Annotated in this window: 19 protein-coding genes; 10 read left to right on the top strand and 9 right to left on the bottom strand. The window is 49.1% G+C overall.

What is annotated here, in order from left to right; genetic code table 11:
• Nucleotides 1–6: 6 nt before the first annotated feature.
• Both prc and htpX read left to right on the top strand, forming a co-directional pair.
• The gene (gene prc, locus BEB54_RS03500; RefSeq protein ID WP_105282132.1) at nucleotides 7–2055 is read left to right on the top strand and encodes a carboxy terminal-processing peptidase; all 2049 of its coding nucleotides are present in this window, start codon (nucleotides 7–9) and stop codon (nucleotides 2053–2055) included.
• A gap of 191 nt (nucleotides 2056–2246) precedes the next feature.
• Nucleotides 2247–3128: a protease HtpX gene (gene htpX / locus BEB54_RS03495; RefSeq protein WP_000984517.1), complete on the top strand. Its 882-nt coding sequence runs from the start codon at nucleotides 2247–2249 to the stop codon at nucleotides 3126–3128.
• 45 nt (nucleotides 3129–3173) lie between these two features.
• On the opposite strand, the gene BEB54_RS03490 is transcribed toward htpX, so the two are convergent.
• The gene (locus tag BEB54_RS03490) at nucleotides 3174–4547 is read right to left on the bottom strand and encodes an MFS transporter (protein WP_001354729.1); all 1374 of its coding nucleotides are present in this window, start codon (nucleotides 4545–4547) and stop codon (nucleotides 3174–3176) included.
• Nucleotides 4548–4723: 176 nt separating this feature from the next.
• Here BEB54_RS03490 and kdgR point away from each other — a divergent pair, with 176 nt between their 5' ends.
• Entirely contained in the window at nucleotides 4724–5515 is a 792-nt protein-coding gene (gene kdgR / locus BEB54_RS03485; RefSeq protein ID WP_001262182.1) for a DNA-binding transcriptional regulator KdgR, read from the top strand.
• 143 nt (nucleotides 5516–5658) lie between these two features.
• On the opposite strand, the gene BEB54_RS03480 is transcribed toward kdgR, so the two are convergent.
• On the bottom strand, nucleotides 5659–5898 hold the full coding sequence (locus BEB54_RS03480) for a YobH family protein (protein ID WP_001211011.1): 240 nt from the start codon (nucleotides 5896–5898) through the stop codon (nucleotides 5659–5661).
• Between the two features lie 158 nt (nucleotides 5899–6056).
• Here BEB54_RS03480 and mgrB point away from each other — a divergent pair, with 158 nt between their 5' ends.
• From mgrB to rlmA, 5 genes are all read left to right on the top strand, one after another.
• Nucleotides 6057–6200 (top strand): PhoP/PhoQ regulator MgrB, encoded by a 144-nt coding sequence (mgrB, locus tag BEB54_RS03475; protein WP_000714550.1) that lies wholly within the window; start codon nucleotides 6057–6059, stop codon nucleotides 6198–6200.
• 74 nt (nucleotides 6201–6274) lie between these two features.
• Entirely contained in the window at nucleotides 6275–6562 is a 288-nt protein-coding gene (locus BEB54_RS03470; RefSeq protein ID WP_001006867.1) for a YebO family protein, read from the top strand.
• Nucleotides 6563–7231: 669 nt separating this feature from the next.
• A complete protein-coding gene (locus BEB54_RS03460; protein ID WP_001295496.1) occupies nucleotides 7232–7375 on the top strand; it encodes a DUF2627 domain-containing protein in 144 nt (47 codons plus the stop codon).
• Nucleotides 7376–7387: 12 nt separating this feature from the next.
• Nucleotides 7388–7597, top strand: coding sequence for a transcription antiterminator/RNA stability regulator CspE (gene cspE / locus BEB54_RS03455; protein WP_001062678.1), 210 nt, complete (start codon nucleotides 7388–7390; stop codon nucleotides 7595–7597).
• 165 nt (nucleotides 7598–7762) lie between these two features.
• A complete protein-coding gene (rlmA, locus tag BEB54_RS03450) occupies nucleotides 7763–8572 on the top strand; it encodes a 23S rRNA (guanine(745)-N(1))-methyltransferase (RefSeq protein WP_105276937.1) in 810 nt (269 codons plus the stop codon).
• Here rlmA and mntP read toward each other — a convergent pair.
• From mntP to manX, 5 genes are all read right to left on the bottom strand, one after another.
• Entirely contained in the window at nucleotides 8569–9135 is a 567-nt protein-coding gene (mntP, locus tag BEB54_RS03445; protein WP_001296134.1) for a manganese efflux pump MntP, read from the bottom strand. The two genes, rlmA and mntP, sit on opposite strands and share 4 nt — an antisense overlap.
• A 428-nt stretch (nucleotides 9136–9563) precedes the next feature.
• Nucleotides 9564–10022, bottom strand: coding sequence for a DUF986 family protein (locus BEB54_RS03435; protein WP_000156290.1), 459 nt, complete (start codon nucleotides 10020–10022; stop codon nucleotides 9564–9566).
• A gap of 54 nt (nucleotides 10023–10076) precedes the next feature.
• Complete coding sequence (gene manZ, locus BEB54_RS03430) at nucleotides 10077–10928, bottom strand: PTS mannose transporter subunit IID (protein WP_000228655.1); 852 nt, start codon at nucleotides 10926–10928, stop codon at nucleotides 10077–10079.
• A gap of 12 nt (nucleotides 10929–10940) precedes the next feature.
• Nucleotides 10941–11741, bottom strand: coding sequence for a PTS mannose transporter subunit IIC (gene manY / locus BEB54_RS03425; protein WP_000406926.1), 801 nt, complete (start codon nucleotides 11739–11741; stop codon nucleotides 10941–10943).
• 62 nt (nucleotides 11742–11803) lie between these two features.
• Nucleotides 11804–12775, bottom strand: a complete 972-nt coding sequence (gene manX / locus BEB54_RS03420) for a PTS mannose transporter subunit IIAB (RefSeq protein WP_000150550.1) — start codon at nucleotides 12773–12775, stop codon at nucleotides 11804–11806.
• Nucleotides 12776–13091: 316 nt separating this feature from the next.
• Here manX and BEB54_RS29675 point away from each other — a divergent pair, with 316 nt between their 5' ends.
• Complete coding sequence (locus BEB54_RS29675; protein WP_269218577.1) at nucleotides 13092–13250, top strand: protein YoaL; 159 nt, start codon at nucleotides 13092–13094, stop codon at nucleotides 13248–13250.
• Nucleotides 13238–14794, top strand: coding sequence for a CNNM family cation transport protein YoaE (yoaE, locus tag BEB54_RS03405; RefSeq protein ID WP_000394976.1), 1557 nt, complete (start codon nucleotides 13238–13240; stop codon nucleotides 14792–14794). Before BEB54_RS29675 ends, yoaE begins: the two co-directional genes overlap by 13 nt.
• Before the next feature lie 3 nt (nucleotides 14795–14797).
• Here the strand turns inward: yoaE and BEB54_RS03400 are convergent, their stop codons facing one another.
• Both BEB54_RS03400 and sdaA read right to left on the bottom strand, forming a co-directional pair.
• A complete protein-coding gene (locus BEB54_RS03400; RefSeq protein ID WP_001353154.1) occupies nucleotides 14798–16396 on the bottom strand; it encodes an EAL domain-containing protein in 1599 nt (532 codons plus the stop codon).
• A gap of 130 nt (nucleotides 16397–16526) precedes the next feature.
• On the bottom strand, nucleotides 16527–17891 hold the full coding sequence (gene sdaA / locus BEB54_RS03395) for an L-serine ammonia-lyase (protein WP_000624298.1): 1365 nt from the start codon (nucleotides 17889–17891) through the stop codon (nucleotides 16527–16529).
• Nucleotides 17892–17983: the final 92 nt, after the last annotated feature.

Raw genomic sequence — 17983 nt, 5'->3', positions numbered from 1 at the left:
CCAGGCATGAACATGTTTTTTAGGCTTACCGCGTTAGCTGGCCTGCTTGCAATAGCAGGCCAGACCTTCGCTGTAGAAGATATCACGCGTGCTGATCAAATTCCGGTGTTAAAGGAAGAGACGCAGCATGCGACGGTGAGTGAGCGCGTAACGTCGCGCTTCACCCGTTCTCATTATCGCCAGTTCGACCTCGATCAAGCATTTTCGGCTAAAATCTTTGACCGCTACCTGAATCTGCTCGATTACAGCCACAACGTGCTGCTGGCAAGCGATGTTGAACAGTTCGCAAAAAAGAAAACCGAGTTGGGTGATGAACTGCGTTCAGGCAAACTCGACGTTTTCTACGATCTCTACAATCTGGCGCAAAAGCGCCGTTTTGAACGTTACCAGTACGCTTTGTCGGTACTGGAAAAGCCGATGGATTTTACCGGCAACGACACTTATAACCTTGACCGCAGCAAAGCTCCATGGCCGAAAAACGAGGCTGAGTTGAACGCGCTGTGGGACAGTAAAGTCAAATTCGACGAGTTAAGTCTTAAGCTGACAGGAAAAACGGATAAAGAAATTCGTGAAACCCTGACTCGCCGCTACAAATTTGCCATTCGTCGTCTGGCGCAAACCAACAGCGAAGATGTTTTCTCGCTGGCAATGACGGCGTTTGCACGTGAAATCGACCCGCATACCAACTATCTTTCCCCGCGTAATACCGAACAGTTCAACACTGAAATGAGTTTGTCGCTGGAAGGTATTGGCGCAGTGCTGCAAATGGATGATGACTACACCGTTATCAATTCGATGGTGGCAGGTGGTCCGGCAGCGAAGAGTAAAGCTATCAGCGTTGGTGACAAAATTGTCGGTGTTGGTCAAATAGGCAAGCCGATGGTTGACGTGATTGGCTGGCGTCTTGATGACGTGGTTGCCTTAATTAAAGGGCCGAAGGGCAGTAAAGTTCGTCTGGAAATTTTACCTGCTGGTAAAGGGACCAAGACCCGTACTGTAACGTTGACCCGTGAACGTATTCGCCTCGAAGACCGCGCGGTTAAAATGTCGGTGAAGACCGTCGGTAAAGAGAAAGTTGGCGTGCTGGATATTCCTGGCTTCTATGTGGGTTTGACAGATGATGTCAAAGTACAACTGCAGAAACTGGAAAAACAGAATGTCAGCAGTGTGATCATCGACCTGCGTAGCAATGGCGGTGGGGCGTTGACCGAGGCAGTATCGCTTTCAGGCCTGTTTATTCCTGCAGGTCCGATTGTTCAGGTTCGTGATAACAACGGTAAAGTTCGTGAAGACAGCGATACCGACGGTCAGGTCTTCTATAAAGGCCCGCTGGTGGTGCTGGTTGACCGCTTTAGTGCTTCGGCTTCAGAAATCTTTGCTGCGGCAATGCAGGATTACGGTCGTGCGCTGGTTGTGGGTGAACCGACATTTGGTAAAGGCACTGTCCAGCAGTACCGTTCATTGAACCGTATTTACGATCAGATGTTACGTCCTGAATGGCCAGCTTTGGGTTCTGTTCAATACACGATCCAGAAATTCTATCGCGTTAACGGCGGCAGTACGCAACGTAAGGGCGTAACGCCAGACATCATCATGCCGACAGGTAATGAAGAAACGGAAACGGGAGAGAAATTTGAAGATAACGCGCTGCCGTGGGATAGCATTGATGCTGCAACCTATGTGAAATCAGGCGATTTAACGGCCTTTGAACCGGAGTTACTGAAGGCGCATAATGCGCGTATCGCGAAAGATCCTGAGTTCCAGAACATCATGAAGGATATCGCGCGCTTCAACGCCATGAAGGACAAGCGCAATATCGTTTCTCTGAATTACGCGGTGCGTGAGAAAGAGAATAATGAAGATGATGCGACGCGTCTGGCGCGTTTGAACGAACGCTTTAAACGCGAAGGTAAACCGGAGTTGAAGAAGCTGGATGATCTACCGAAAGATTACCAGGAACCGGATCCTTATCTGGATGAGACGGTGAATATCGCACTCGATTTGGCGAAGCTTGAAAAAGCCAGACCCGCGGAACAACCCGCTCCCGTCAAGTAACATCAATCAGGCACAAGAAATTGTGCCTGATTTTTTAACAGCGGCAAGATGCCGTAAATCAGATGCTACAAAATGTAAAGTTGTGTCTTTCTGGTGACTTACGCACTATCCAGACTTGAAAATAGTCGCGTAACCCATACGATGTGGGTATCGCATATTGCGTTTTGTTAAACTGAGGTAAAAAGAAAATTATGATGCGAATCGCGCTCTTCCTGCTAACGAACCTGGCCGTAATGGTCGTTTTCGGGCTGGTACTGAGCCTGACAGGGATACAGTCGAGCAGCGTTCAGGGGCTGATGATCATGGCCTTGCTGTTCGGTTTTGGTGGTTCCTTCGTTTCGCTTCTGATGTCCAAATGGATGGCATTACGATCTGTTGGCGGGGAAGTGATCGAGCAACCGCGTAACGAAAGGGAACGTTGGCTGGTCAATACTGTAGCAACCCAGGCTCGTCAGGCGGGGATCGCTATGCCGCAAGTGGCTATCTACCATGCGCCGGACATCAACGCTTTTGCAACCGGTGCGCGCCGTGATGCCTCTCTGGTTGCTGTCAGCACCGGTTTGCTGCAGAACATGAGCCCGGATGAAGCTGAGGCGGTAATTGCTCACGAAATCAGTCACATCGCCAATGGTGATATGGTCACCATGACGCTGATTCAGGGCGTGGTGAACACCTTCGTTATCTTTATTTCACGTATTCTGGCGCAGCTGGCTGCTGGCTTCATGGGCGGTAACCGTGACGAAGGTGAAGAGAGCAACGGCAACCCACTGATCTACTTTGCCGTCGCGACGGTGCTGGAACTGGTGTTTGGTATTCTGGCGAGCATTATCACCATGTGGTTCTCGCGTCACCGTGAATTCCACGCCGATGCGGGTTCAGCAAAACTGGTTGGTCGTGAGAAAATGATTGCCGCGCTGCAACGCCTGAAAACCAGCTATGAACCACAAGAAGCAACCAGCATGATGGCTTTCTGTATTAACGGGAAGTCGAAATCGCTCAGTGAGTTGTTCATGACTCACCCGCCGCTGGATAAACGTATTGAAGCTCTGCGTACGGGTGAATACCTGAAGTAATATGAAGTAAATACTAAAAAGCGCGTCCTGATCGACGCGCTTTTTTTATGCCCTGGATCGTGGCTGGGTAATACGTAAGCCACTGACACAGGCAGCAATCACTGCCAGAATAGCCGCAGCCATCAGCGAGACGTGTGTACCATTATCACCAAACTGATTTAGCATCAGCGCCACCAGCGCCGCGCCACTACTCTGACCCAATAGACGAGCCGTCCCTAACATGCCACTGGCCCCACCGCTACGTTCGCGCGGAGCGGAGGTAATAATGGTGTGGTTATTGGGTGACTGGAATAAGCCAAATCCAGCGCCACATAAGATCATCGGCCAGATAATATTGATATCCGCAGGTGACGCGGGCAGCAGAACCAGGGAAAAAAGCCCCGCAGCCATGATGAACAACCCTAAAGCACCCAGCAATCCTGCATGTACGCGTTCAATTAAATAGCCTGCCAGCGGAGCCATCACCATTGTTGCTAACGGCCACGGTGTCAGAAGTAAACCTGTTTCGACTTCACTACGCCCGAGCACGGTTTGCAGGTAAAAGGGCAGGGAAACCATTGCCAGCATTTGTGCGCAGAAAGAGCAAACAGATGTGCAAATAGAAAGTGAAAACAGCGGGATACGCAGTAAATCCACCGGTAGCAGCGGTACGGGAAGAGAAAGCTGGCGGCGAATAAAGAAAATACCAACGACAACCATTACCACCAGTTCCGCGCCAATCAACGTCAGCGATTGCCCCTGAGCGAAACCACTCAATGCAGTAATAAGCAGGCCGAAGGTTAACGCGTTCATCACGGCGCTGGGCAGGTCGAAACGGGGTTTGCTGGCACGAGAGCCATTGGGTGGCAGAAAACGCATCGCCAGAAGCAGGGCGATAATACCCAACGGTACGTTGATTAAAAATAACCATTTCCAGGATGCGATGGAGAGGATTGCTGCAGCAATTGTCGGCCCGGCAGCAGAAGAGACGGCAACAATAAACGAGTTTATGCCCATCCCTCTACCCAGAAAACGTTGTGGATAGATCAGGCGGATAAGTGCGGTATTAACGCTCATCAACGCTGCACCGCCGAAACCTTGTATGACACGCGCAAGGGTGAGCATTTGTAGCGAATCAGAAAGGGCACAGAACAGTGAAGACAACAGAAAAACGACCAGACCGCATTTATAAATACGTCGATAGCCAAACATATCGCCCAGAAACGAAAACGAGAGCAGGGAGATGACAATGGCGATTTGATAGGCGTTCACTACCCAGATGGAACTGGCCGGTGTGGCATGAAGGTCTGTGGCGATTGTTGGCAAGGCGACGTTGGCGATTGCGCCGTCAAGCACAGCCATCGAAATACCAATCACAATGGTTAATATCGCACCGTATCGCTGGGGCAACGGCAGGCCGTCGGCCTGAACTTTTGGCATAGGAATTTTATATCTTTGGTGAATAATCAACAGGGGTAAGATTCTAGCACTGATATTCACGGTGGATGTCGCAGAATTGTAACTAACCGGCAAAAGATGGATTGCGACCACCCAGGTGCGAAATTATAATAAAAAACAGTTCTGATTTTTATAAAACACTCGCAACGAGGTGATAAATGGCTAACGCAGATCTGGATAAACAGCCTGATTCTGTATCTTCCGTGCTGAAAGTTTTTGGCATTTTGCAGGCGCTGGGTGAAGAGCGCGAAATAGGGATAACCGAGCTGTCGCAGCGCGTCATGATGTCAAAAAGCACCGTTTATCGCTTTTTACAGACCATGAAAACCCTGGGTTATGTGGCGCAGGAAGGGGAGTCGGAGAAATATTCGCTGACCCTGAAATTGTTTGAACTGGGCGCTCGCGCTTTACAAAACGTCGATTTAATTCGTAGCGCAGATATCCAGATGCGTGAGATTTCCCGCCTGACGAAAGAAACTATCCACCTTGGCGCACTGGACGAAGACAGTATTGTTTACATCCACAAAATTGACTCTATGTACAATTTGCGCATGTATTCACGGATTGGGCGTCGTAATCCGCTGTACAGCACCGCGATTGGTAAGGTACTGCTGGCATGGCGCGATCGCGATGAAGTGAAGCAAATTCTTGAGGGCGTGGAGTATAAACGCAGTACCGAACGGACCATCACCAGTACAGAAGCGTTATTACCCGTTCTGGACCAGGTGCGCGAGCAGGGGTATGGCGAAGATAACGAAGAGCAGGAAGAAGGACTGCGTTGCATTGCGGTTCCGGTATTTGATCGCTTTGGCGTGGTCATTGCCGGTCTGAGCATCTCCTTCCCGACGTTGCGTTTCTCTGAAGAGCGTTTACAGGAATATGTCGCAATGTTGCACACCGCGGCGCGCAAAATTTCTGCCCAAATGGGTTATCACGACTATCCGTTCTGATGAGAGTAAGAACCTGTCTGAATATCAAACAGACAGGTTCTTTATTTAGCATGAGAAAAATAAAGTTGAAGGTGGCGTTATATTAAACGCACTTGCGATAAGAATATTTTACTTATGAGTGAGAATCTGGTTATTTATTACCCTTAACCATTATCGACCACAATATTGCTTTTACGTAACAACGGGCAATCTGTTATCCCCAGAAAACCACTTTTAGTGTGCAGGTATTGTACCGTGCTGGTGCCTCTGGCGGTCAGATAGGTACATTGCAAACCTAATCCCGCGGCATTCTCTTTGCTTCCAATCAAAACGCCATATCCGCTGAGTAATAATCCTATCCATACCAGTGCTATCAGCATAACTGTGCGAATGATGAATCGCATTACAACCTCTTCTCTTTTTATGTTCGCTTAATCGTAGCGGCAATATGCGCTGAAGCAAGCGACTCATTCTGAAAAAGCACGAATATCGACATAGTTAGGCGCTGTTTAACTAACACATGCTAGTTTAATGACATAAGGTAGGTGAAACGGAGATTGGAGTGAAAAAGTTTCGATGGGTCGTTCTGGTTGTCGTGGTGTTGGCTTGCTTGCTGCTTTGGGCGCAGGTATTCAACATGATGTGCGATCAGGATGTACAATTTTTCAGCGGAATTTGTGCCATTAACCAGTTTATCCCGTGGTGATATCATTTTTTCAGCACTAGATTTTCTTCCTCTCCAGCAGTGGTAGAATAGCGCCTCTACTCAGAGGTGGTGAAATGAACGAAGTTGTAAATTCAGGCGTGATGAACATTGCGTCTTTGGTTGTATCGGTGGTGGTTCTTCTTATCGGGCTCATCTTGTGGTTTTTTATCAATCGTGCCAGTTCACGAACTAACGAACAGATTGAACTGCTTGAGGCGTTGCTGGATCAGCAAAAACGTCAAAATGCACTGTTACGTCGTTTGTGCGAAGCAAACGAACCTGAGAAAGAAGATAAAAAGACCGTTGAGAGTCAAAAATCGGTTGAAGACGAAGATATTATTCGTCTGGTCGCCGAACGGTAATCCTTCCTCAATCTTGAGTAACCCCGTCGTTGAAGGGTTACTCAATTCATCCTGATTATACGCACTGTCATGGTGCAACTGCTTCAAATTAAAACTCTGGTCTGACTTCAAATAATTATCATATTATTTATTTGCGTAACGGGATATCAGAAAAAGATATTTAGCCCATTAATTTATTAGGAAGTTTACATCGGATTTGTGATTAAGCGTGTTATTATTTATTAGCGAAACGTTTCTCTCTTGATTTTTTTGCGCATTCATCAATTTTTCTTATTTTAAATTTACAATACCTTTGGCGATTGACTTCTCTTTGGGGTGATTGATAGCCGTTAACTGACTGTTTTATGAGAAAAAGTGATATAACTTTTTATTCATTGCATAGCAGAAAATGTGATATTGCACGCACTATGTAATAACTTCTCCCATTGGCCTGGAACAACTGAACTTATTGAACTATGTTAGAAAATACGTCAGTTTAAGTATCTGCCTGAACTGGCAAGGTTAAGCACAATGATATATCGGCGCGTATTCCGTTGCATAAGTGTGCAAAAAAAGTGGAAGACGTATCGAGATTTGTGCGTCTGATCGAGACATGTTTAAAAATGGCTTGCCATAATTAACGTTGTATGTGATAACAGATTTCGGGTTAAACGAGGTACAGTTCTGTTTATGTGTGGCATTTTCAGTAAAGAAGTCCTGAGTAAACACGTTGACGTTGAATACCGCTTCTCTGCCGAGCCTTATATTGGTGCCTCATGCAGTAATGTGTCAGTTTTATCTATGTTATGCCTGCGGGCGAAGAAAACAATCTAAGGAATTTTTCAAATGGCAAAGATTAAAGGTCAGGTTAAGTGGTTCAACGAGTCTAAAGGTTTTGGCTTCATCACTCCGGCTGATGGCAGCAAAGACGTGTTCGTACACTTCTCCGCTATCCAGGGTAATGGCTTCAAAACTCTGGCTGAAGGTCAGAACGTTGAGTTCGAAATTCAGGACGGCCAGAAAGGTCCGGCAGCTGTTAACGTAACAGCTATCTGATCGAATCCACTGATCTGAAGTGTGAAGACACTTCAATCTCGCTATAAAGCCTCGTCGAATGCGAGGCTTTTTACTTTGCTTTATCTTCGCTCCTGGCATTCGGATATTTGCCCGCCGCGTGATTCGCGTTACACTTGCGGACTTTAGTATCCTGCCGGAGTTGTCATGTCGTTTTCCTGTCCACTTTGCCATCAGCCTCTCTCGCGTGAAAAAAACAGCTATATCTGTCCCCAGCGACATCAGTTTGATATGGCGAAAGAAGGGTATGTCAACCTGTTGCCTGTTCAGCATAAACGATCTCGTGATCCGGGCGACAGCGCGGAAATGATGCAAGCACGACGCGCATTCTTAGATGCCGGACATTATCAGCCGCTGCGTGATGCAATTGTTGCCCAACTGCGGGAACAGCTTGATGAAACGGCCACGGCGGTGCTGGATATCGGCTGTGGTGAAGGGTATTACACACACGCATTTGCCGATGCGTTGCCCGAAATCACCACGTTTGGTCTGGATGTCTCGAAGGTTGCGATAAAAGCGGCGGCGAAACGCTATCCGCAGGTCACTTTTTGTGTTGCTTCCAGCCACCGTTTGCCGTTTTCCGATACCAGTATGGACGCCATAATACGTATTTACGCGCCGTGTAAAGCAGAAGAAATAGCGCGAGTAGTGAAGCCTGGCGGTTGGGTCATTACTGCCACGCCGGGACCGCGACATTTGATGGAGCTGAAGGGGCTGATTTACAATGAAGTACATCTTCATGCACCACATGCAGAACAACTGGAAGGTTTTACATTACAGCAGAGTGATGAGTTGTGTTATCCGATGCGTCTTCGCGGTGACGAAGCCGTCGCATTATTGCAGATGACGCCGTTTGCCTGGCGTGCGAAGTCAGAAGTCTGGCAAACACTGGCAGCAAAAGAAGTGTTCGACTGCCAGACGGACTTTAATATTCACCTCTGGCAGCGTTCTTATTAACCGTGGAAGTGCGTCCAGAGGATCTGGACGCCGATGCCGATCAGTACCAGCCCACCGAGAATTTCCGCTTTTTTCCCAATAATTGAGCCGATAAAGCGACCAACCATCATCCCTAATGTCGACATAATCAAGGTTGCACAACCAATGGCCAATGCGGTCGCGATAATGTTGACCTGCAGGAAGGCGAGACCAACACCCACAGCCATGGCATCCAGGCTGGTGGCAATCGCGGTGGTTACCAGTAGCCAGAAACCGTGTCGACGGCGCGGTTCTTCATCTTCATCATCTGCGCCACGAAAACCCTCAATAATCATTCGCCCGCCGAGGAATATCAGCAGCACAAACGCAATCCAGTGGTTCCATTCAAGGACAAACCGGCTGGCTAACATGCCCATTCCCCAGCCGATCAGCGGCGTCAGGGTTTCGACGGCACCAAAAATAAGGCCAGTTCGCAAAGCTTCAGAAAATTTCGGTTTATGGAGGGTGGCACCTTTACCGATTGATGCAGCAAATGCATCCATCGACATACCAAACGCAAGAAGAACAGTAGCAGTGATATTCATGACAACGTCCTGACCGGGGTATCCATAAAACACATCATCGCCCCCAGCAAACATGCATACATGAACAACAAACCGCGATGATTTTCGCGTTCATGCAGGCATAGCGATTGATGTGCATATGGTCTCGCCTGACTGAAAGTGTTCAGTCCGTACGTGCCACGTTTTGCAACGAGTATGTTGACACGTACATTTCCGGAATCTGGAAATCGGCTACTCCCCAAATGAGGGCGCAACATTAACATATTTTTAGAATATAAAACAACTGTTGGGATATATTATTTCAGCAGTTAATTGATAACGATTTTCATTTAGATTTATATATCAATGAAACGTTAAAATAAATAACAAATAAGGGATGGGATAATATAGCCTAAGCTATGTCTGATTATTTAAAATACAGCAAGCATAGCTTTGGCTAAATTCATAACTTATTGAGTGGAAACAAGAAGTTTATAAATTTTCTCCAGGTCGTCGATATTTCGAACGCGGATTAACAGCCGGCGCTGTTCTAATTGCATCACTAACACGCCATCTTCAGACAAGTTCATCGCTTTAATTCGACTATATTCAATCCAGACATTGGCGAAGAAAAAACCTTTTTGTTTAAAGATGATCTTCGGAACGCGGATCCAGAAAATATAAAACCCCATTAGAGCCAGTGCACTTAATAACCATGTCGTTATTTGCGCGCCATGATTCGTGACGTTGTTATAGATAAGAATGACAATCAGTCCTACGAAGATAACGCTGTCGATGCGGCCACGTCGGAGCAAAGGAATTGCCAGCAGGGTGGGGCCGTTGCGGCGGGGCATGATGAACTGATCGTAGATCGCGAAGGTCAGGAGTGCGGCGATGAAAAGAATCAGTACCAGGTCCGTGATTGTCATTAATCCTCCAGATAAAAAAACGGGGCCAAAAGGCCCCGGTAGTGTACAACAATCTTACAGTCCCAGCAGGCCGCAAGCGTAACCAGCGATACCGATGACGAAGAAGCCAACGATGATCCACAGCGGATTAACTTTTTTGCGCAGCAGCCACATACAAGCAAAGGTCAGCAGCAGTGGTACCAGGCCCGGCATTAACTGGTCAAGAATAGTCTGGACAGTGGTAACGTGTTCTTTGCCCGTCTGGTCAGTAATGCGAGAGACAACCAGCGGGATGTTGACATGTGTCCACTTGTTAACCAATGCCCCCATGACAAACAGGCCGAGAATAGACGCCCCTTCCGTCAGTTTTTGCAGGAAGCCGCCACCCATATCTTTAACGATATCGATACCTTTGGAGTAACCATACGCTACGCCGTAGTAACGGGTTGCCAGACGCACCAGGTTAAACAAGATGAAGAACAGCAGCGGACCTAACAGGCTGCCGCTCATTGCGATACCGGCACCCAGTGCTGCAAATACCGGACGTACGGTTCCCCAGAAGATCGGGTCGCCTACACCAGCCAGCGGCCCCATCAAACCGACTTTGATACCGTTGATAGCACCGTCATCGATCTCTGCGCCATTAGCACGCTGTTCTTCCAGCGCCAGGGTTACGCCGAGAATCGGCGCAGCCACGAACGGCTGGGTGTTAAAGAACTCCAGGTGACGGCGAATAGCTTGTTTACGAGCTTCGTTGTTCTCAGGGTAGAGGCGACGAATTGCCGGTACCATAGAGAAGCAGAAACCCAGTGCCTGCATACGTTCGAAGTTCCATGAACCCTGGAAGAGGTTAGAACGCAGGAAGACGCCACGAATATCACTTTGAGTGAGTTTTTTCTCGGTGGTAGTTTGAGTTGTATCAACCATTTCGCTCACCTGTTAGTCCAGTTCGTTATCGAGATCGTTGTTACCAGCGGCCTGAGCAGGCGCACCGGCTACGCGGTTGTATTTCGGGCTAAGTTGGATGTAGAGCACTGCCATAACAGTACCAATCACACCCAGAGCAACCAGGTTAAAGTTGGTGAATGCTGCGGTTACGAAGCCGAGGTAGAAGAACGGCATCAGGTAGCCAGCACGCATCATGTTGATAACCATCGCATAACCAACCACCACGATCATGCCACCGGCGATATTCAGACCATTGGTCACCACTTCCGGAATCGCATTCAGCATGTTCTGGACTTCGCTGGTACCAACAGACAGCGCAACGATGACGGCCGGAATAGCCACACGCATTGCTTGCAGGAACAGAGAAGAAACGTGGATCCAGGAAATCGCTGTCAGGTTGCCGTTATCAGCAGCCTTATCCGCAGCGTGCTGGAAAGCAACGGTAATAGTACGAACGATGATGGTCAGTACCTGACCTGCAGCAGCCAGAGGGATTGCCAGTGCGATACCCGCACCAATGCTCTGATGACCTGCGATAACCAGAATGGTAGAAATGATAGAAGCCAGAGCGGCGTCAGGCGCAACGGCAGCACCGATGTTCATCCAGCCCAGCGCGATCATTTCCAGCGTACCACCGATAATAATACCGGTTTTCATATCGCCAAGAACGATACCCACCAGGGTACACGCGATTAGCGGACGGTGAAACTGAAATTCATCGAGGATTGATCCCATACCTGCGATACAGGCTACGATAAATACCAGCACAATTTGAAGAGTGGTAATCTCCATTGTACTTCTCCTGTTTACGTAAGACTTAAGTGTGAAAACTGAGTGATAATCAACACAATACGTTACTTATCGATTTTGCTGATCAGATCCATCATTTTCAGTTTCGGATCGGTGGAAACCTTACGGACTTCCAGCTCAATACCGCGCGCATTCAGTTTCTTGAACGCCTCGATATCTTTTTCATCAACCGAAACCGCGTTATTCACCTGGGTTTTACCCTGACGGAATGCCATACCACCGACGTTAACAGAGGTGATTTTCACGCCGCCTTCAACGAGACGCTCAACATCTGTTGGGTTGGTAAATAACAGCATTACGCGTTCGCCAGCATATTTCGGGTTGTTGTAGACGCGAATCATTTTGGCAACATCAACTACGTGTGCTGTTACGCCCGGAGGTGCAACCTGGGTGAGCAGTGTCTTACGAACGGTATCCGCAGCCACTTCATCACTAACAACAATAATACGGGAGACATTGGTTTCTTTGGTCCAACGGGTGGCGACCTGACCGTGAATCAGACGGTCGTCGATACGCGCAAGGCCAATAACCATGTAGTCGTTTGGTCCCATTGGTTTTGCCGGAGTTGGAGCCGCTTTTGGTGCTGCGGCAACGGGTGCTGGCGCGGCTTTTTCAACCGGTTTGGCTTTCAGTGCTTTCACGCCTTCACGGCCTGTTTCTACTGCCAGAGCCACCAGTTCATCAAAGCTTGGGTCATCATCACGGGCCATTAACGTTTCCACGAGCATTGGAATGTTAACGCCTGCAATGACTTCATAATGCTCTTTGTCGACGACAATGCGGCTGGCAGCATTGAACGGGCTGCCTCCCCATGTATCAACGAGAAACAGCACGCCTTTAGTGGTGTCGAGTTTTGCCAACTGAGCGTTGTACTTTTCAATCAGCGTTTCGGCATTTTCACCTGGAACGAAATCGATCCAGCCGACGTTTTCCTGCTCGCCTAACAGCATTTCTGCCGTTTTAAGCAACTGCTCTGCAGCCCAACCATGTGTGCCTATAACAATAGCAATGGTCACTTGCTACCTCCTTTATTATCGTTAACACCTCAACGTGCCAGATGTATTTTTGAATCGTCGTCCACAATCGAATCGATTCAGATAAGGGCTACAACCAAAAACCCCTGCGTTTCGCGATTTATTTTAGATATCGAAAAAATTATTTTATGTGATGAAGATCCGTAATTTAACTTTCGATTAGCAGAAATTTCGAAAGGTAAAATATCCTTGTCACATTCGTTTGCAAAGGAAGGTAAATCTTTGCCAAATCAGATGTGTCTCTGATATGTTTAACTCCCGTTTAACAACCATGGAGTATAGGGCAGTAGCCCGCAGTATGGATCGTCACCGACGTCATTTCAGCATCAGGCCTTTTAACGCCTGCTTTTCTGGCACTTTATGCCGCACCTTTCGTTTGCCTTTTGTCGTTACGCCTGCATTATTTCTGGCGCCGAATAGCTATTCCTTAAGCAGGAGCTTGTCATGGAATTCTTAATGGACCCCTCAATTTGGGCGGGGCTACTCACGCTTGTTGTTCTCGAAATTGTGCTGGGTATCGATAACCTGGTCTTCATCGCCATTCTTGCTGACAAACTGCCGCCAAAACAACGCGATAAAGCGCGTTTGCTGGGATTATCACTGGCGCTGATTATGCGTCTGGGGCTGCTGTCGCTGATTTCATGGATGGTCACGCTGACCAAACCGCTCTTTACCGTCATGGATTTCTCCTTCTCCGGACGCGACCTGATTATGTTGTTCGGGGGGATATTCTTGCTGTTCAAAGCAACAACCGAACTGCATGAACGGCTGGAAAACCGCGATCATGATTCCGGCCACGGTAAAGGCTACGCCAGTTTCTGGGTGGTCGTCACACAGATCGTCATCCTTGACGCCGTCTTCTCGTTGGATGCGGTGATTACTGCTGTAGGGATGGTTAACCATCTACCGGTGATGATGGCTGCGGTGGTGATTGCGATGGCGGTTATGCTGCTGGCATCGAAACCGCTGACGCGATTTGTTAATCAGCATCCAACGGTAGTGGTGCTCTGTCTGAGCTTCCTGTTAATGATTGGTCTGAGTCTGGTGGCAGAAGGTTTCGGTTTCCACATTCCGAAAGGTTACCTGTATGCCGCGATTGGCTTCTCGATCATCATCGAAGTGTTTAACCAGATTGCGCGTCGCAACTTTATTCGTCACCAGTCGACTTTGCCGCTGCGTGCGCGTACTGCCGATGCCATCCTGCGTTTGATGGGGGGGAAACGTCAGGCCAATGTTCAGCACGATGCCGATAACCCGATGCCTATCCCGGTACCGGAAGGTGCGTTTGCCGAAGAAGAACGTTACATGATTAACGGTGTATTGACGCTGGCGTCGCGTTCTCTGCGCGGGATCATGACGCCGCGCGGTGAAATAAGCTGGGTTGACGCTAATCTCGGGGTGGATGAAATCCGTGAGCAGCTGCTCTCCTCACCGCACAGTCTGTTCCCGGTATGTCGCGGTGAACTGGATGAAATCATCGGTATCGTACGTGCTAAAGAACTGCTGGTGGCGCTCGAAGAAGGTGTTGATGTGGCGGCGATTGCTTCGGCGTCTCCGGCGATTATCGTCCCTGAAACCCTTGACCCGATCAACCTACTGGGCGTGCTGCGTCGTGCTCGCGGGAGCTTTGTTATCGTGACCAACGAGTTTGGTGTGGTACAAGGCCTGGTCACGCCGCTGGATGTGCTGGAAGCCATTGCGGGTGAATTCCCGGACGCTGACGAAACGCCGGAAATCATTACCGATGGTGACGGCTGGCTGGTAAAAGGCGGTACAGATTTGCATGCCTTGCAGCAGGCGCTTGATGTTGAGCACCTTGCCGATGACGATGATATCGCGACGGTCGCAGGCCTCGTGATCTCGGCAAATGGTCACATTCCCCGTGTGGGCGATGTGATTGATGTAGGGCCACTGCATATTACCATCATTGAAGCCAATGATTATCGTGTTGATCTGGTTCGCATTGTTAAAGAGCAACCGGCGCACGATGAAGATGAGTAAGCGTTAACGTAACGGCATAACGGGCGTGATATGTCCATTATGCCGGGCGGGCGGCGGTTGGCTGCCCGCCAGCCATTTGGGAAAATCACGTAGCGGCATCGGCTGTGCGTACAAATACCCTTGCAAAATATGCACGCCATGACGGCGCAAATACTTCGCCTGTTCTTGTGTTTCCACACCCTCCGCCACCAGTTCAATATTCAGTCTTTGCCCCAGTGCGATGATGATATCGGTCACCGTCGAGTTAACCGCGTCAGAACCTATAGCTGCGGTAAATGACTTATCAATTTTCAGCACGTCAGGACGTAATGTTTCAAGCCAGGAAAATGAACTGTTGCCGGTGCCGAAGTCATCAATCGCCAGTTTGACGTTTTTACGATGCAGCTCGCGGGCAATCCGATAATCAACATCCAGTAAGGCATCGCGTTCGGTGATTTCGAGGATCAGTTGCTGAATCGGGTGAGCGCTAAACCAGTACTGATTGAGATCTTTTATCAGCACACCACGGCGAAAATGGCTGGGTGCGACGTTAATGCCAACATGAAACTGACTACTCATTGGGAAAACATGCCGCTGACGGATGGTTTCTGCCATCACATAGCGGGTCAGTGGCACAATTAAATGATGTTCTTCCGCGATAGGAATAAACACATCCGGTGAAATCCAGCCCTGACGTGGATTGTTCCAGCGCAGCAAAATCTCTACACCAATACATTGCTGGCTGCGCGCATTAAGCAAAGGCTGGCAGAACAATTCGAACTCATGTTGCGCCAGGCCCAGATTGATTTCACGGGAAAAACTCATCCGGTAAGCGGTCGCCAGCCAGGCGATATAGCCCACAAGTAAACTTAGCAGCACCGCCAGCGGTAATTGTGTTGGAAGATAGTGCCATGCCAGCGCCGTAGCCCCCGGACCATTAACGTTAATGGTAAAAGGAAAGCGTTGCGAAGAAACATGATAGTTTTCATTGTCTTCAGGTTGCGGAAGGGAATCTACCAGCCCATTACCATAGAGCAAATGCCGATCGTCCACCGTCAGGCTGGCGCTACTGATTTGCGGCAGTTGTGGCTCAAGCAGCATTGCCGCCAGTAAGTCGATGTTGATCATCTCCATGACCCCAGCATTGCTACTGCCCGCTGCAGGCGTCCATTGAATCAAAACCGGACTGCCTTTAATCAGGGCATGGTCGGTCGTCAGTCGTAAAAGTGGTTGCGGTGCAGGAAGTTCAGCCAGAATGTCCACGACGGGCACATTGCGATAACCAAAAATGCTGGAGCAATAAAGTGTGCCGTCTTGCACCAGGCCAATGGATCGCACAGTTTGGAGTTTTGCCGCCTGTTTACGTAATGGCAAATGGGCGACAGAGCAGGGCAGACCAATTAGCGGAAGTAAGACTTCGCTACCTGCCTGTAGGGGAAGCAGTACTTTATCTAATTCCTCTACAGCGTGATTGGCGAATTGTACTACCCGTTGTTGATTTAAGTTACGCTGTGAAATAAATCGCACGCTCAGGGTCGAAGCGAGCGTAACGAGTGCGCAAATCGTACAAACAATCATTCGATTACGGCGATAGGTTTTAATGATCCGTTGTGCTTTTTGCATGCGGGCCACCCTGTAAGCGTATGGCGACAAACGCCTGACGCAACAGTGGAAGTGTAGTGGGGAAAATTACAGCAGACGAGAAAGCAGGGATAAATTCGCCCATCCGTTGCAGATGGGCGAGGATAAAGTATTAGTCACACTGGACTTTAATTGCCAGACCACCACGAGACGTTTCGCGGTACTTGGCGTTCATGTCTTTACCGGTTTCGTACATCGTTTCGATGACTTTATCCAGCGAGACGCGCGGCGCACTGGTGCGACGCAGGGCCATCCGCGCGGCGTTAATCGCCTTGACTGACGCAATGGCGTTACGTTCAATGCACGGCACCTGAACTTGCCCTGCAACAGGGTCACAGGTCAGACCGAGGTTGTGCTCCATGCCAATTTCCGCTGCCACACAAACCTGTTCCGGGCTACCGCCCAACAGCTCGGCAAGGCCCGCAGCAGCCATTGAACAGGCAACACCCACTTCGCCCTGGCAACCGACTTCCGCACCGGAAATAGAGGCGTTCATTTTATACAGTGCACCAATCGCGCCCGCAGCCATAAAGTAACGGGTATAGATGTCCGGGCTAACCGATTCAATAAAGTGGTCATAATAAGCCAGCACTGCCGGAACAATGCCACAAGCACCGTTGGTTGGCGCAGTTACCACACGACCACCGGCGGCGTTTTCTTCGTTAACTGCCAGCGCAAACATGTTTACCCAGTCAATGACATTCATCGGATCGTTAGACAGTTTATCGCTGGAAACCAGCATCCGGCGCAAGGCCGACGCACGACGCGGCACGCGCAGCGGGCCTGGCAGTACGCCTTCGGTGTTCATCCCGCGATCGATACATGCCTGCATGGTTTGCCAGACATGCGCGAAATACTCGTCGATCTCTTTCTTGCTGTGCAGCGCCAGTTCGTTCTGCATAGCGAGACCAGACAGCGAATAGCCGGTTTCATTACAGTACGCGAGCAGTTCGGTGGCAGATTTGAACGGATACGGCACGCTCACTTCGTTGGCGGCATCCTGACCAAAGTGTTCTTCATCGACGATAAAACCGCCGCCGATGGAATAATAAGTTTTGCTGTAGACGACTTCATCGCCGTTATAGGCGTGGATTTGCATACCGTTTTCATGCAGCGGCAGGTTGCCGTTATGAAAACGCATCCCGTTGTCGCGCGGGAAATCCACTTCATGCCGTCCCTGTGCCAGCAGCAGACGTTCGCGCTCTTCTACGTCGCGAATAAAACCGGGAATACTGTCGATATCCACGGTGGCAGGTTCGTTACCTGCAAGACCCATAATAATGGCGATATCGGTGTGGTGGCCTTTACCCGTCAGCGACAGTGAACCATAAACGTCCACGGCAACGCGAGTAACGCTATCCAGTAAGCCTTTTTCGACCAGATCATCGACGAACTGTTTACCCGCCTTCATAGGCCCTACGGTATGGGAAGATGAGGGACCAATCCCCACCTTAAACATGTCGAATAGACTAATCACGATAATACTCCTGACAAGGTGACTGGACTTCCAGTAACGAACGAATAACAGCGCATAGTGTAAGAGGGAACGCGGCGACTGGCTTAACTATT

Source organism: Escherichia sp. MOD1-EC6021, from assembly GCF_002965245.1.
Lineage (GTDB): Bacteria > Pseudomonadota > Gammaproteobacteria > Enterobacterales > Enterobacteriaceae > Escherichia > Escherichia coli_F.
Note: the sequence above shows the minus strand (reverse complement) of the source record. Positions and strands in the feature narration are given on the sequence as shown.

Excerpts from the sequence above, each read along its gene's own strand:
- prc (WP_105282132.1), top strand. The coding sequence starts at position 7 with ATGAACATGTTTTTTAGGCTTACCGCGTTAGCTGGCCTGCTTGCAATA.
- htpX (WP_000984517.1), top strand. The coding sequence starts at position 2,247 with ATGATGCGAATCGCGCTCTTCCTGCTAACGAACCTGGCCGTAATGGTC.
- BEB54_RS03490 (WP_001354729.1), bottom strand. The coding sequence starts at position 4,547 with ATGCCAAAAGTTCAGGCCGACGGCCTGCCGTTGCCCCAGCGATACGGT.
- kdgR (WP_001262182.1), top strand. The coding sequence starts at position 4,724 with ATGGCTAACGCAGATCTGGATAAACAGCCTGATTCTGTATCTTCCGTG.
- BEB54_RS03480 (WP_001211011.1), bottom strand. The coding sequence starts at position 5,898 with ATGCGATTCATCATTCGCACAGTTATGCTGATAGCACTGGTATGGATA.
- BEB54_RS03470 (WP_001006867.1), top strand. The coding sequence starts at position 6,275 with ATGAACGAAGTTGTAAATTCAGGCGTGATGAACATTGCGTCTTTGGTT.
- BEB54_RS03460 (WP_001295496.1), top strand. The coding sequence starts at position 7,232 with ATGTGTGGCATTTTCAGTAAAGAAGTCCTGAGTAAACACGTTGACGTT.
- cspE (WP_001062678.1), top strand. The coding sequence starts at position 7,388 with ATGGCAAAGATTAAAGGTCAGGTTAAGTGGTTCAACGAGTCTAAAGGT.
- rlmA (WP_105276937.1), top strand. The coding sequence starts at position 7,763 with ATGTCGTTTTCCTGTCCACTTTGCCATCAGCCTCTCTCGCGTGAAAAA.
- mntP (WP_001296134.1), bottom strand. The coding sequence starts at position 9,135 with ATGAATATCACTGCTACTGTTCTTCTTGCGTTTGGTATGTCGATGGAT.
- BEB54_RS03435 (WP_000156290.1), bottom strand. The coding sequence starts at position 10,022 with ATGACAATCACGGACCTGGTACTGATTCTTTTCATCGCCGCACTCCTG.
- manZ (WP_000228655.1), bottom strand. The coding sequence starts at position 10,928 with ATGGTTGATACAACTCAAACTACCACCGAGAAAAAACTCACTCAAAGT.
- manY (WP_000406926.1), bottom strand. The coding sequence starts at position 11,741 with ATGGAGATTACCACTCTTCAAATTGTGCTGGTATTTATCGTAGCCTGT.
- BEB54_RS29675 (WP_269218577.1), top strand. The coding sequence starts at position 13,092 with ATGGATCGTCACCGACGTCATTTCAGCATCAGGCCTTTTAACGCCTGC.
- yoaE (WP_000394976.1), top strand. The coding sequence starts at position 13,238 with ATGGAATTCTTAATGGACCCCTCAATTTGGGCGGGGCTACTCACGCTT.
- BEB54_RS03400 (WP_001353154.1), bottom strand. The coding sequence starts at position 16,396 with ATGCAAAAAGCACAACGGATCATTAAAACCTATCGCCGTAATCGAATG.